The organism is Psychroflexus torquis ATCC 700755 (assembly GCF_000153485.2).
Lineage (GTDB): Bacteria > Bacteroidota > Bacteroidia > Flavobacteriales > Flavobacteriaceae > Psychroflexus > Psychroflexus torquis.
Genome location: NC_018721.1, coordinates 818,468 through 831,992, shown reverse-complemented (window position 1 = coordinate 831,992; position 13,525 = coordinate 818,468). Strand labels below are relative to the sequence as shown.

Genomic DNA, 13,525 nt, shown 5'->3' with positions numbered 1-13,525 from the left:
ATTAAGATTTGTTACATGATTTAAAAAAAAATAGTTCTAGTATTCTTAATTTTTTATTAATATGAGAACGACTATGCCAAATTAAAATATAAATTAATCTCATAAAATTCTTCAAATAGAATCTCAAACAGACGAATTGAACAAATATTTTTATTTAGTACATGACAAAAATATACTTCATTGAAAACCAACAAATTAAGTGTTAATGAATTATAATAAAACATTGATCTTCGGTATGTTATACAAATAATATCACTTATTTTCTAATGAGGAAAACCAATGTATTACTAAAAATAGTGAAGTAACTTCAGTATATAACACTCATCTATAAAGAAAATTAATTTAGCAAGACTCAAACTCATTTCACACTTTGTTATCGGTTTGTGTAAAGTGCAAATAGTTACTTTTGAAAAGCTTGCGAATGCTTTTAACAGCCAATCAGATTCAGGGTCGTCTTTGAGACGTATACAGCGCTTTATAGCAAGCTATAGTTTGGATTCTGATCTCATTGCGCTCCTTGTTTTTAATCTACTTCCCTCTCGAGATAAACTCATTTTAAGTAGTGATAGAACGAACTGGAAGTTTGGACAAACGAACATTACTATTTTCATGCTCGGTGTTGTTTATAAAGGTATCGCCTTTCCGTTATTGTTTCCGATGCTTGATAAAAGAAGGAATTCTAGTAGTCAGGAACGGATTGATTTACTCAATAGATTTATACGTCTTTTTGGTAAGCACGTTATTGAATCTGTTGTTGCAGATAGAGAATTTGTAGGTAAAGACTGGTTAGCATTTTTAAACAGAAATGAGATTAAATATTACATTCGTATCCGCAATAATTTCAAGGTGTTTCTACCGCACAAAAACAAAGAAATTAAAGCATCTCACTTGTTTAATAGATCTAAAACCAATGAGTTTTTGTATGATTAGAAGATTGTTCGAGTAAATGGAGAACTTTGCTAGTTGCAAGGCTGTAAACTAAATCCAAAGACCTTAAAACAAGAATTTTTAATCATAGTATCCTTTAATAAGCCTGAAAATGCACAACAAAATTATCAAAAACGATGGCAAATTGAAATGTGTTTTAAAGCAATGAAGTCTAGTGGATTTGATAGTGGAAAAAACACATCTAAAAGATATTCAAAGAATAGAAAAATTAATATTACTTGTTATGATAGCTTTTGTGTGGTGTTATAAAATTGGCATATATCTGCATCAAATAAATCCAATTAAATTTAAGAAACAGGGTAGAAAGGCTAAAAGTATTTTTAAATATGGACTAACTTTTTTAGCTAATGTTCTACTAAACTGTGAAAATCAATATGATACTGATATCTTTCATTTTTTTCATGTACTTAGACTTAAATCATAATCCTCACTAACTTGTTTTGTCTTACTACCAGAATTTAATAGATCGACGATCATAACTTTAAATTCATTGTCATACTTTTTTACCATAACTCAAATAAAAAATTTATAAACTCATAAAAACTGTCACATCATCGGTAAACACAACACTTGGTGGATTTTTTATCTGTGATTTATTTACTAACTTTAGTGCTTAACCAAAGCAACTAATTTTGTGTGTCATTAAAAACAATGTGAGTCTAATAAAAAAAGGAACTTAAAAAGCTGTCTTAAAACAATATTTTTGCAATTGATACTTCTTATTTTTTATTTTTGAATCCATAAACTAACATATACAACGTGTATAAAGAATTAGAGCCATACATAAAAAGTCATGGAAAAATCGGAGAGAAAAAATTACAGCAAATAATTAAATTTTTCAAACCAATAAGAACAACTAGAAATGAAAGGTTAAGTAACCTTGGTCAAGTTTGTAAACATTTCTATTTTATCAGAAAAAGTTTTTTAAGGTCAAACGAAATAAATACTAAAGGTAATCAAGTCACGGGCTGTTTTGCATTAGAAAATAGCGTCATGTCCGTAAACACTAGTTTTATCCTTCGAAAACCATCTAGAGATTGTTTAGTTCCTTTAGAGCAATCAGAATGGTTAGTCATCAACCACATTAATTTTTGTGAGTTAGTTAATACTTATCCTCCCTTTGCGAATGTTTACCATCAATTTTTAAAATTTGTTTTTATTCATTCCCAAATGCGGATTTATAGTTTTTTAGGTATGGAAGGAATTGATAAACTCAAATGGGCTACGGAGCATGAACCTAAATTACTATCTCGTATTTCAAGTAAAGCAGTTGCATCATATTTAGGGATGACTAATTCTACGTTGAGTAAGTTGCGAGAAAAATCATAATCTGCTGTTTATGAGAGAGATAATTTACTTAATTATTGCAACTATTTTTTTAGGACTAAATTTCCATTTAGCAAAAGTAATATTAAAAGAGGTTAATTTTATTGAAGCAGGGTTTTGGCGCTTCTTATTTGGATTTGTGACACTGATCATTTTGGGAGCCAAAAGCCTACCCTCATTTAAAATAATTCAAAAGAATCTAAATGGTATCTCTCTTACAGGGTTTATCGGTCTTTTTGGATTTAATTTATTTTTCTTTCTAGGATTACAAAATACTTCAGCGATAAACGCAGCACTTATTGTCAGTTTAAATCCTGCATTAACAATACTTTTCTCGTCTAAAATATTGAAGACTCCGATCAAAAAAATACAACTACTAGGTATCATCATTGCTTTTTTCGGAGTAACCTATTTAATCTTAAAAGGAAATACGACCAACATAAGTAACATCCAATTTAATTATGGAGATATTCTCATATTAATAGCAAACGTATTTTTTGCATTACATCATGTTTGGACTAAAAAATATGCTACACGTATTTCAAGTTTAAACTTTACACTTTTAACGAGCTTATGCTGCTTAATAGGTTTCTTGATCTTATTACCAATTAACGGAATGGAACTGGTTACAACACACACATACGGTTTTTGGATGGCTGTATTTGGTATTGGATGTTTTGGTACAGCACTAGCATATTTTTTATGGCAAAAAGGAGTTCAAATTGCGGGAGCAGATAAGGCAGGAATTTATATGAATATTGTTCCATTATCGGCAGCATTATTTGCTATTCTTTTTAATGAACACTTACATGCCTATCACCTCATAGGAGGGTTATTTATTGTTACAGGTTTACTTATTAGTAAAAGTAGTACTTCAAAATTCTTCAAATAGAATCTCAAACTGACTTTTAAATTAAATGATTTTATCATAAAAATCATCAAATAAAATAGATTTCTTATAGAACTCTTCTCGATTAATAGTCATAACAATGCTATTATTTATGACATCAATTGGATTATGATAATTGAATTTTTTTACTTGATAACTTATTAATTTCTCTGCCTCCTCTATTCTTTTTTAGGTACTTTTAAAAAAGGATGTTGGTCGTTAGACTAATTTGATGTAAGTCCTTGGTTTTAAGAGAGTAATTAGGTTGTTTTAGTCATAAAGCTCTACACCAATAATAAAACTAAATTTACCAAAACTTGGCTCTGTGTTAATCCAAAAAGTAGCTTCTTTTTAGATATAATCTGTTAGCGATAATTGAAAACTTTGAAAATAAACCGAAATACTTGTCATATTTTGACACTTCTTGTCACTAAGGTTAATAGAGAACAGGAAATAGAAAGAACATACTATGCAAAAACAAGAAGAACAGCTATTTAATCAGATTCTGGAAGACAATAAGACCAGTATTTACAGAATATGTCGAATATATGCTGTTTCACCAATTGAACCACAAGATCTTTTCCAAGAAGTCATATATCACATTTGGAAGTCATATTCGACATTTAAGGGGAAATCTAATATCAGCACTTGGATTTATAAAATTGCACTAAATGTATGCAATCGCTCCAAAATACAGTTTGATAGCTTGAACAACAAAACCACGCGATTAGAATCCATCCAGTTCAAGCTTTCGGAAACTATTCCAGATGAAATTGAAGAGAAAAAGTTTAAGGCACTACGTGACTGTATTTCCCTTTTGAATGCAGTTGATGGATCCATCGTTATTCTTCATTTAGACGAACTGCCTTATAAAGAAATAGCAGCAATAACGGATCTGACTGAAAATCACATTGCTGTAAAAATGAAAAGAATAAAAAAAATATTATTGGAGTGTATAACCCCTAAATTAAAATAAAATGGCAAAACAGGAACAAAGAGAAACTTGGCAAGACGTAAAAGAAATATGGGGAAATTCATCTCAAGGAGAAAAAATTAATTTTCAATTTTCAACTTTAATTGAAGAATTAAAGGCTAATACGAGCCAATGGGAAAAAGATGCCATAAAATCTGATGTAGCAAAAATCAAATCGTCTTGGAAACACTATAAAGGAAATGTGAGCCAATGGGAAAAAGACTCTATCGCTAGGGATTTATCAAAAATGTCTCAATTATTAAAAAAGTTTCTTAAAAAATTAAAAAGAAAAAAATTCTAGATTTTAAAAAATGATAGAATCCCACTTTCTGATTATCGAATGTAAAAATTCACCTACCAGTATTCCTTATGTTGAACGTTTGCTGAAGGTAAGAGAGAGGTCAACGAAAAGGTTAAGTTTTTAAATCGGGCGCCACATAATATTAAAAAGCATCGCTAAAAAAGCGATGCTTTTTTATATCTTCAATTCGCTTTACCAAATCTGCGATTTGCTACACCTTCTGAAAGCAAGAAACCACGTTTAAAAAAACGTGGTTTCTTGAGTGTAGTGATAGGATTCGCTCCGCGCATCCCTAAGCGTTCCGCTTTGAAAGTAGTCCAAATGAAAAAAAACGCTCAAATTAATTTGGCGTTTTTTTTAATTTTAAACTACTTATTCGTGACCGCGGAGGGATTCAAACCCCCAACCCTCAGAGCCGAAATCTGATATTCTATTCAGTTGAACTACGCGGCCAGTATTCTCATGCAACAATACAACTTATATAGGTTAAGACAAATTATCTTTTACGATTTTTGAAATGGTTTTTCCATCTGCTTTCCCCACCAATTTTTGAGAAGCCATTCCCATAACCTTTCCCATATCTTTCATAGTAGTCGCCCCAGATTCTTGGATAATTGCCTTTACTTCTTTATCTACTTCTTCTTCACTCAATTGTGCAGGAAGAAATTGCTCTATGACCTCCACTTCAGCAAGTTCTGCATCGGCTAAGTCTTTTCTGTTTTGTTCCAGATACACGTCGGCGCTATCTTTTCTCTGTTTTACTAACCTTTGAACCAACTTTAGCTCCTCAGTCTTATCCATATCTTCCTTATTGGATGTAGCGGTCTTGGCTTTTAGGATTTCATTTTTAATAGATCTTAAAGATGCCAAAGCAACGCTATCCTTAGCTTTCATTGCTTCTTTCATTTTTTGCATCACCTCTTGTTCTAGTGCCATTCTGTTTTTTTCTGCTAAGGTAAATAATTATTTCGATTAGATTTGGAATGCAATAGCTTCAATGTAACCAAAGTTACTGCATTCGTTTAACATTATCTTTAACTTTGTAGACTTAGGCTTATTTATAGATACTATGGAAATCATTGAATTATTAGGTTTTTTTGGAGCATTAATTATAGGTGTCGTCCTTGGCCTCATTGGTGGTGGAGGATCAATCCTCACCGTTCCTGTGCTGGTGTATCTCTTGGCGGAAGATCCTGTAACAGCAACTGCATACTCTTTATTTGTGGTGGGTACTGCGAGTCTTGTGGGTGCCGTGCGAAATATGCAAAAAGGATTGGTCGATATTAAAACCGCAGTTGTTTTTGCAATTCCTGCTTTTATAACAGTTTACCTTACTCGAATGTATGCTGTTCCAGCAATTCCTGATTCTCTGTTTAGTGTTGGTGGTTTTGAAGTCACCAAAAACATCGGTATTATGCTCTTTTTTGCATTAATCATGTTACTGGCTTCTTATTCTATGATTAAGGATAAAAATAAAGAACTAAAGGAAGTAGAGGGAAAAGGAAAAGTGAAATTCAATTATCCTTTAATTATTATTGAAGGAGTTGTCGTTGGAGCACTTACGGGAATCGTTGGTGCTGGTGGAGGTTTTCTAATTATTCCAGCTTTGGTGTTACTAGCCAAATTACCTATGAAAAAGGCGGTAGCCACTTCATTGCTTATTATAGCTGTAAAATCCCTTATCGGATTTTTAGGCGATGTACAAAACATTGAAATTGATTGGAGCTTCCTAGGATTATTTACAGGCCTTTCTGTGGCAGGTATATTTATAGGGATTTGGCTAAACAAGTTTATCGATGGAAAAAAACTCAAAAAAGGATTTGGTTGGTTTGTCTTCCTGATGGGCGTTTATATTGTTTATAAAGAGTTTACTCATTAAAGTATAGCCTGTAACTATTGTTACTTAAAAATACATAGCTTAAACTTATATTGTGTACCACAATTAAAAAGATAACTATGGAAGATTTAAAACAAGAAAGTCAAATACAAGAAGTGATGAGCATACCTAGAATTGGAGATCAAGCTCCAGATTTTGAGGCTGTAACAACAACAGGTAATATAAAAATGTCTGAGTTTGCTCCAGAAAAGTGGATTGTTATGTTCTCTCACCCGGCTGATTTTACTCCAGTATGTACTACAGAAATGAGTGGATTTGCTGAACGTAAGTCAGAATTTGAAGCCCTTAATACAGAATTATTAGGCTTGAGTATTGACTCCATCCATTCTCACATTGGTTGGGTAGATAGCGTAAAGCAAAATACTGGAGTCTATATGGATTTTCCAATTATTGCAGATATCGATATGAAAGTTTCCAAACTTTACGGAATGCTGCAGCCAAATGAAAGTGAAACAGCAGCCGTAAGAGCGGTGTTCTTTATCGATCCTGGCAAGAAAATAAGATTAATCATGTATTACCCATTGAATGTTGGTAGAAATATGGATGAAATCTTAAGATGTCTAGAGGCTTTACAATTTTCTGATGAAAATGGAGCAGCATGCCCATTAGACTGGAAAAAAGGGGATAAAGGTATTGTACCACCTCCAAAAACATTAAAGGATTACGAAGCTAGATTGAAAGATGATTCTGTTGAAAAGACAACTTGGTATTTGGCTAAGAAACAATTTTAGGTAGAACTTTAAATTGAGTGGATTATAAAAAGCGGAATTTTGATTCTGCTTTTTTTTGGTTCTTGTAACTTTAGTTACCATCAAACTGATTTGAGTGGATTACTTTTAATTAAAATATAACTATCATGAGGTCTCTATCTTTCCTAATCCTATTTGTATCGCTTCTTTTGGCTTGCAAGAAAGATCCCAAAGCCTATAAAGACGACTATATTAAATTGAAGTCAACGGAAATAAATTCAGAAGAAATAGCTGCTAAAGGAAAAATACTTTTGGAAAATAAGTGTTATCTATGCCATAGTCCAAGCTCTTCTCAAAGCTCTAGGATTGCTCCACCTATGGTTGCTATAAAAGCAAGGTATCTGAAAGATGCTCAATCTAAAGAGGATTTCATTAAGGATTTATGGTCTTTTGTAGAACAACCAAGCCTTGAAAAAGTAAAGTTAGAAGGGGCTGCAAAACGTTTTGGACTTATGCCCTATCAGCCTTATGCACAAAAAGATATCGAAGCTATTGCTTCCTATATGTTTGACTATCAAATTGAAGAACCCAATTGGTTTCAAAATCATTACAAAGATAAACACGGGAGGACGTTTGAACAAGACGGAAAGTCTGCAGCACAACTTGCTGAATCAGACCAGAGTTATGCCCAGATAGGCATGTCGTATGCCAAGTCTACTAAAGCGACCTTAGGTAAAAATTTGATGGGAGCAATCCAGAAAGAAGGTGTAATGCATGCCTTGTCATTTTGTAATGTACAAGCCATGCCGCTTACAGATTCTATGGCCACTAAGCATGATGCAATTATCAAAAGAGTATCGGATAAAAACAGAAACCCTAATAACAAAGCCAATGCTCAAGAACTGGATTATATTTCGCTTTACAAGCAGATTTTAAAAAATGGCGAAGAGCCAGAGCCCATAGTTGTAGAGGAAAATAAAAAAGTGAATTTCTATTATCCTATTGTGACCAATGGTATGTGTTTAAAATGTCATGGAACTCCAGGAAAAGAAATCCAAAGAGACACCTACGATAAAATCAAAGAGTTATATCCTAAGGATAAAGCTATTGGTTACGATGTTAATGATGTTAGAGGAATGTGGAGTATAAGTTTCGATAAGGATAAATAAAATAAGTTACAGCTTTTTGAGTTTTTAAAGTCTGATACCCATAAACTAAAAAAAATATAATGTCAGAAGAAATGAAAGTATGTCCTAATTGCTCATCTGCATACGGGTATTCAGTTGGAAGTGGAATTTACAATTGTCCTGAATGTAGTTTTGAATGGGATTCTAAGGAAGGCGAAACTAAAGAAAGTGAAGTTGAACTCCATATAATTATCAAGGATGCTAATGGAAATCCCCTTGAAGATGGGGATAGCGTCGTTATTGTAAAAGATCTTCCTGTGAAAGGATTTCCTAAAGCCATTAAAGCAGGCACCAAAGTGAAAAATATTCGGATAATAGAGGGTGATCATAATATCGATTGCAAGATTAAAGATTTCGGAGCCATGGCTTTGAAATCTGAGTTTGTCAAAAAAGCATAGATAAAAATTTAATGTAACATAACATCTTTCTCATAGAACTATAAGGCATATCTAAGTTTCTACATATGATCATTTAAATTATTTAGCAATAGGTAAACGGATTTGTGATGGATACTGACTCGAATGATGAATTTTATTTTGTGCAATTACGCCATCAGACTCGTCGTAGTTGTTCCCTCCTGTATTCAAGTTCCTTGCAAATCTTGGAAAGTTACTGCTAGAAATTTCAATCCGAATGCGGTGTCCTTTCTTAAATACATTGCTGGTCGACATAGGTGTTAACTCTAATTTGTAAACCTCTCCTTTTTCCATAAAGACTTCTTTTTCATAGCCTTCGCGGTATCTCACACGCTGTATGGTTTCGTCTAAATTATATGCGGTACCATCAGGGTGAACATCGATAAGCTTGATGGTAAAATCGGTGTCTTTTACATCGGAGGAGATATATAAAGTAGATTCAATAAATCCAGAGACTTCGGTATCTTTTTTAAGAATATCTGTAGAATACACTAAAATATCGTTGCGGGCTTCCATTTCCTTTTGATCAAACGCACCCCCTTTTATAGCATTTCCTGTGCAACACACATTACCACCATAAGAGGGGACTGGAGCCATGGGGTCGTATGTGAACTGGTCTGGATAGTCTTGTTTTGCTTTGGCCATAGTTAATTTACCATCGCCAAAACGGCTATTAGCACTGCCTTCGCTATTCAAGTAAAAAGTGTTCATTTGAGTATCTTCTGGAGGCCAAGTTTCTGCAGACTGCCATTCGTTGCTCCCCATCGTGTAGTATTGAACTCTTGGGGTTGTTTCCTTAAAGTCATTAGACTTTTCTTTTAGCCAAAGATCAAACCACTTGGTTATTTGCTCATCATAATTTAACCGAGCATCTCCAACACTTCGCTCTCCAACAACTGTGTTTTCTGAAGCTCTGGTATAAGCACAATGAAGAGTAGGGGCAATGACTAAATATTGATTATCACGTATAAAGGCCTCTTTAGAATTTTGGCGCACATGATTAAAAAGAGCCAGATTTGGAGTTATGGAGACATCATACCAAGAGGTGAACCAAAAGCTTGGGGTTCCAATTTCCATAGTATCATGATACAAACCACCTTTATACCAGTCTGGGTCGTTAGGTTTGCGACGAATCATTTTATCAAAAATTTCGTGCTTTCCATTGATGTTTTTTAAAATGTCTTGAATAGGTAAATGACTTAAGGCTTCAGACATATCAACTGGTGGATTTTTGGGAGCAAGATCATAGAATCTAGAAATTCGCTTTAAATCCTCTTGGCTAGCTCCTTCTGGAATTCTAGGTTTAAATTTGTCCTGTTCAACGCCATAAAGCCAAGAAAAGAACAGCATTTGCTCAACTCCGCCACGGTACCAATTTCCTTGCTCATTGATATCGCCAACTTTACCTACCCCTGCCCCAAAACCTTGTGGTACCATTGCAGCATGAGAGGGATGATCTAAAGCAGAAACAGCCATCTGCCATTCTGCAGTAGATGAGCAACCAAGTGTGCCTATTTTACCATTAGACCAAGGTTGGTTTTTCATCCATTCAAAAGCATCATAACCATCAGTTAGTGGAACTCCCAAAATATCCCATTCGCCTTCAGAAAAAAACCGTCCTCTTTCATTCTGGACGACATAGGCGTAGCCTTTCTTTACGAAATCATAAGCCCGTTTTGCCTCCCGTAGACGGCGTTTGCCATCTACCCAAGTATTGAAATTATAGGGGGTTCTTGAAAAAATAATGGGATAGGTGCCTTCTGCTTTTGGACGGTAAATATCGGTGGCTAAACGAATACCATCTCGCATAGGCATCATGACCTTAGAGTCTATTATTGCAATTTCATCAAGTTGGCTTAAAACATCGTCTTGAGCTTGTGTAAACGTGCTGCTAAGAACAAAAAGGACTAGAGAAATAATAAATGTTTTTGGAGATGTTTTCATTTCGAGTAAAATTTGCAACTAAAATAAGTTATTATTTTAACATTCATTATTTCTAATTGATTATTTCTATGTGCTAATCTAAAGGACGCCTCGGAGGAAAAAGAAATGGACTGTAGGTTGAAACGCCCAAATGGTGATTATTTGAGGATATGAGAACTATCAAACTTATGGTTTTGCGATTTCCTTCGAATTTTGGAAGCGATAGTTTTTTGCGTTCCTGATGGAAGTGGTTAGCCCGTAAAAGCTAAAAGTGAGAGAGTCTTGGCTGTGGAGAGGGACCTAAGAAGCTCCTTTACAGCCCTAGATTCTCCAGCTTTTGGCTTGCGGACTAGAAACGGACAGCAGGTTGAAACGCCCAAATAGCATTTATAATTTATTCATACGGCATTATAAATATAATTTGGTATTACAGCTATTTACATGGTCTTCTCAACCAAAACGTCTTGCTTTAAAAAGTGACCCTTTTCGTCAACAACACTTATTTGGTAGCGACCTGGTTGGAGGTGAATACTGGTTTCATGTAGTTCTGTGGTCGTGGTGAGGTAGCGTTCATCGATATACCAATGGACTTCTGTGTTTTTGGAATGTGCCAACTGAAGGACAACTTCCTCATCGGTTCCATCAAAACTTTTGGGGAGTAGAATCCGTTCATTTTTTCTTGGAAATATAAATTCCATCAGCTCCTGTTCATCGGTAACTTCACCACAATTGGGATGGAGTGGAGGAGGTGTTTTAAAACCCATAGTCTGTGTGAAATGCTTTTCAATTGGGGAGAGTTCAACAAAGGATTTCTTTTTCATTTTAACTCAGGTCGCACATACAAATTTCAATGCTATTGTTGGGGTGAAATATATTTTTGTAGGTTTAAGTAGATAAGTCACACTTTTATATTTCTAAAGTGGTTGCTTAGATTCAGCTTTAAACTCTAATTTCATACTTGAAATTATTCTATCTATGTTTGCAACCGATACTTGGTCAACTTATGTGACTATACTTCTTGTTATATATGCAATGGTTATTATTTTCTTCGTCGTCAGAGGGATGATAAGAACAAAAAACATTAATGATTTTGCGATTGGGAGCAAGGGCTTTCCTGCATGGGCTGTAGGTTTGTCACTGGCGGCTTCAATGACAAGCGCTGCTACGTTTATCATTAACCCCGGGTTCATAGCTCTCTACGGCTTTTCTGGAATTATCTCTTTCGGTATCGTAATGCCAATTGCTATTTTTGCTTCGCTCATCTTTTTTACAAAAGCCTTTCAAAAATATGGGTCTACTGTTAAGGCAGTGACGATGGCACAGTGGATTGGGAAGCGGTATGACAGTAAAGCTATGACCATATTTTTTGCGATTCTGTCTCTCTTATTAATCACTTTTATTGTACTCATCTGTGTTGGTCTCACTCAGATTATTTCCAAATCACTTAATATAGAGCCTTTTTGGGTGCTTTTGGGATTGGTAGTTTTTGTATTTGGATATATGATGTTCGGTGGAGCTAATTCTATGGTATATACCAATTCGATACAAGCGATTCTTATGTTTATAGTCGCTATTATGCTCCTTTACTCAGGTGCAGATTATTTCACCGAAGGCTTTGATGGATTTGTATCTACACTTAGAAATATTGATCCAAACCTTGTTAAACCCACCAACGAAGATAGTTTTCTGTTCAGAGATTATTTTGAGATCATTTTTTGCCAAATCGTGATTGGAATCGCAATAGTTTGTCAGCCTCATATTATCACAAAAACCCTTTTCCTGAAAAGTGAAAAGTCAGTAAACCAATATCTGGTCATCGCTATCATATGTATGATTCTATTTTTTCTTGTGGTAGTAGTTGGATTGTATTCTAGAGTCCTATTTCCGGATCTTACATTTAATGGTGAACCGCTTCAAATGGATGAGCTGGTTTCTGCTTATGTGGTAAAGACCTTTACTGCTGGTGCTGGTGTAATTATAGTAGCAGGATTAATTTCTGCAGGATTATCAACATTAGAAAATTTAATTCAGTCACTTTCTACCACTATAAGTACAGATCTTATCACACCACTTTTTCCCGCAGTAAAGACTATAAGCGGCGTCGCCTTAAATAAAATTGTAATAGTAGTTTTAGCAATAGCCAGCTTTCTTTTGAGCTATGACCAGATAAAGAATCCAAACGTTAGCGTGGCTATTTTCGCTCAAAATGGAGTCTATGCTTATTTTGCTGCGGCGTTTGTCCCTGTGCTTTTTGGGATATATTTTAAAAAGGTGAAAAAAAATGCCGTCTTTATTGCTAGTATTTCTGCTGTGGCGCTTCATTTTATAATTTATTACGGGAGAATTACAAAGTATATGCAAGAACCTGTAAATAATCCAGGAGTATCTGCTGCTATCGCAATTATAGTCTCTCTCCTGATTGCTAATTTTCTATATTTGATAAGTAAAAAGAAAGCATGAACTACCTAGACTGGATAGAGAAATGGTCATTTTATACGCCTTACAAAAAGGCGGTTTTTTGCCTAGATACTAAAAGATCCTATTCCTATATCGAGCTTCATGAGAATTCCCTGAAGATTGGCAGTTACCTCCTCAATAGATTTCAGCTCAAAAAAGGAGACCGATTAGCAGTTATAGCTGAACATTCTCCCGAATATCTGATGCTTTTTATCGCTACACAGCGTTTGGGTATCATTCTGGTTCCACTTAATTACAGATATACATCTCATGAAATACTTTATTGTTTAACAGATGTGAGTCCGTCACTCATTATTGCTGAGGATGTAAAATTTGAAAGACAAGTTTCTAACATTAAAGAACAAGTGCAAACGCAGTTTATTTCTTTTAAAAGCTTTTTTGAAAAAGCAAAGACTGTAAGCTTAGATTATCTCGAGTATAATTTTAAAATAGAAACTGAGCAACCGATATTTATTTTTTCACTTCTGGAACAACAGGAAAACCAAAAGGAGTGATTTA

At 34.4% G+C, this 13,525-nt stretch carries 14 protein-coding genes and 1 tRNA gene; 11 read left to right on the top strand and 4 right to left on the bottom strand.

Annotation, left to right across the window (positions count from 1 at the left end; genetic code table 11):
* The first annotated feature begins 390 nt into the window (after positions 1-390).
* From P700755_RS19675 to P700755_RS03620, 5 genes are all read left to right on the top strand, one after another.
* The gene (locus P700755_RS19675) at positions 391-930 is read left to right on the top strand and encodes a transposase (RefSeq protein ID WP_086000782.1); all 540 of its coding nucleotides are present in this window, start codon (positions 391-393) and stop codon (positions 928-930) included.
* A 777-nt stretch (positions 931-1,707) separates the two neighbouring features.
* Entirely contained in the window at positions 1,708-2,277 is a 570-nt protein-coding gene (locus P700755_RS03635; protein WP_015023397.1) for a Crp/Fnr family transcriptional regulator, read from the top strand.
* A 10-nt stretch (positions 2,278-2,287) separates the two neighbouring features.
* Positions 2,288-3,166 carry a DMT family transporter gene (locus tag P700755_RS03630; RefSeq protein WP_015023396.1) on the top strand — a complete coding sequence of 293 codons (879 nt, stop codon included), beginning with the start codon at positions 2,288-2,290 and terminating at the stop codon, positions 3,164-3,166.
* A 466-nt stretch (positions 3,167-3,632) separates the two neighbouring features.
* Positions 3,633-4,139, top strand: a complete 507-nt coding sequence (locus tag P700755_RS03625; RefSeq protein ID WP_015023395.1) for an RNA polymerase sigma factor — start codon at positions 3,633-3,635, stop codon at positions 4,137-4,139.
* A gap of 1 nt (position 4,140) precedes the next feature.
* The gene (locus P700755_RS03620; RefSeq protein WP_015023394.1) at positions 4,141-4,437 is read left to right on the top strand and encodes a hypothetical protein; all 297 of its coding nucleotides are present in this window, start codon (positions 4,141-4,143) and stop codon (positions 4,435-4,437) included.
* A 379-nt stretch (positions 4,438-4,816) separates the two neighbouring features.
* Here the strand turns inward: P700755_RS03620 and P700755_RS03615 are convergent.
* Positions 4,817-4,890 (bottom strand) — tRNA-Arg (locus P700755_RS03615).
* A gap of 33 nt (positions 4,891-4,923) precedes the next feature.
* Complete coding sequence (locus P700755_RS03610; RefSeq protein WP_015023393.1) at positions 4,924-5,373, bottom strand: GatB/YqeY domain-containing protein; 450 nt, start codon at positions 5,371-5,373, stop codon at positions 4,924-4,926.
* 133 nt (positions 5,374-5,506) lie between these two features.
* On the opposite strand from P700755_RS03610, the gene P700755_RS03605 reads away from it, so the two are divergent.
* The 4 genes from P700755_RS03605 (at position 5,507) to P700755_RS03590 (ending at position 8,608) form a co-directional block, all read left to right on the top strand.
* Positions 5,507-6,316, top strand: a complete 810-nt coding sequence (locus P700755_RS03605; RefSeq protein ID WP_015023392.1) for a sulfite exporter TauE/SafE family protein — start codon at positions 5,507-5,509, stop codon at positions 6,314-6,316.
* Between the two features lie 77 nt (positions 6,317-6,393).
* Positions 6,394-7,065 carry a peroxiredoxin gene (locus P700755_RS03600; protein ID WP_015023391.1) on the top strand — a complete coding sequence of 224 codons (672 nt, stop codon included), beginning with the start codon at positions 6,394-6,396 and terminating at the stop codon, positions 7,063-7,065.
* A gap of 125 nt (positions 7,066-7,190) precedes the next feature.
* The gene (locus tag P700755_RS03595) at positions 7,191-8,192 is read left to right on the top strand and encodes a Tll0287-like domain-containing protein (RefSeq protein ID WP_015023390.1); all 1,002 of its coding nucleotides are present in this window, start codon (positions 7,191-7,193) and stop codon (positions 8,190-8,192) included.
* Between the two features lie 59 nt (positions 8,193-8,251).
* Positions 8,252-8,608: a zinc ribbon domain-containing protein YjdM gene (locus P700755_RS03590; RefSeq protein ID WP_015023389.1), complete on the top strand. Its 357-nt coding sequence runs from the start codon at positions 8,252-8,254 to the stop codon at positions 8,606-8,608.
* A gap of 78 nt (positions 8,609-8,686) precedes the next feature.
* Here the strand turns inward: P700755_RS03590 and P700755_RS03585 are convergent, their stop codons facing one another.
* Together P700755_RS03585 and P700755_RS03580 are read right to left on the bottom strand one after the other, a co-directional pair.
* On the bottom strand, positions 8,687-10,570 hold the full coding sequence (locus P700755_RS03585; RefSeq protein WP_015023388.1) for a CocE/NonD family hydrolase: 1,884 nt from the start codon (positions 10,568-10,570) through the stop codon (positions 8,687-8,689).
* Positions 10,571-10,986: 416 nt separating this feature from the next.
* Positions 10,987-11,370: a hypothetical protein gene (locus P700755_RS03580; protein ID WP_041758131.1), complete on the bottom strand. Its 384-nt coding sequence runs from the start codon at positions 11,368-11,370 to the stop codon at positions 10,987-10,989.
* A 154-nt stretch (positions 11,371-11,524) separates the two neighbouring features.
* On the opposite strand from P700755_RS03580, the gene P700755_RS03575 reads away from it, so the two are divergent.
* Positions 11,525-13,009 carry a sodium/pantothenate symporter gene (locus P700755_RS03575; protein WP_015023387.1) on the top strand — a complete coding sequence of 495 codons (1,485 nt, stop codon included), beginning with the start codon at positions 11,525-11,527 and terminating at the stop codon, positions 13,007-13,009.
* On the top strand, positions 13,006-13,521 hold the full coding sequence (locus P700755_RS20965; RefSeq protein WP_051007923.1) for an AMP-binding protein: 516 nt from the start codon (positions 13,006-13,008) through the stop codon (positions 13,519-13,521). The genes P700755_RS03575 and P700755_RS20965 overlap by 4 nt, the downstream gene beginning before the upstream one ends.
* Positions 13,522-13,525: the final 4 nt, after the last annotated feature.

Coding starts and splice junctions, on each gene's coding strand:
- P700755_RS03630 (WP_015023396.1), top strand. CDS start 2,288: ATGAGAGAGATAATTTACTTAATTATTGCAACTATTTTTTTAGGACTA.
- P700755_RS03625 (WP_015023395.1), top strand. CDS start 3,633: ATGCAAAAACAAGAAGAACAGCTATTTAATCAGATTCTGGAAGACAAT.
- P700755_RS03620 (WP_015023394.1), top strand. CDS start 4,141: ATGGCAAAACAGGAACAAAGAGAAACTTGGCAAGACGTAAAAGAAATA.
- P700755_RS03610 (WP_015023393.1), bottom strand. CDS start 5,373: ATGGCACTAGAACAAGAGGTGATGCAAAAAATGAAAGAAGCAATGAAA.
- P700755_RS03605 (WP_015023392.1), top strand. CDS start 5,507: ATGGAAATCATTGAATTATTAGGTTTTTTTGGAGCATTAATTATAGGT.
- P700755_RS03600 (WP_015023391.1), top strand. CDS start 6,394: ATGGAAGATTTAAAACAAGAAAGTCAAATACAAGAAGTGATGAGCATA.
- P700755_RS03595 (WP_015023390.1), top strand. CDS start 7,191: ATGAGGTCTCTATCTTTCCTAATCCTATTTGTATCGCTTCTTTTGGCT.
- P700755_RS03590 (WP_015023389.1), top strand. CDS start 8,252: ATGTCAGAAGAAATGAAAGTATGTCCTAATTGCTCATCTGCATACGGG.
- P700755_RS03585 (WP_015023388.1), bottom strand. CDS start 10,570: ATGAAAACATCTCCAAAAACATTTATTATTTCTCTAGTCCTTTTTGTT.
- P700755_RS03580 (WP_041758131.1), bottom strand. CDS start 11,370: ATGAAAAAGAAATCCTTTGTTGAACTCTCCCCAATTGAAAAGCATTTC.
- P700755_RS03575 (WP_015023387.1), top strand. CDS start 11,525: ATGTTTGCAACCGATACTTGGTCAACTTATGTGACTATACTTCTTGTT.
- P700755_RS20965 (WP_051007923.1), top strand. CDS start 13,006: ATGAACTACCTAGACTGGATAGAGAAATGGTCATTTTATACGCCTTAC.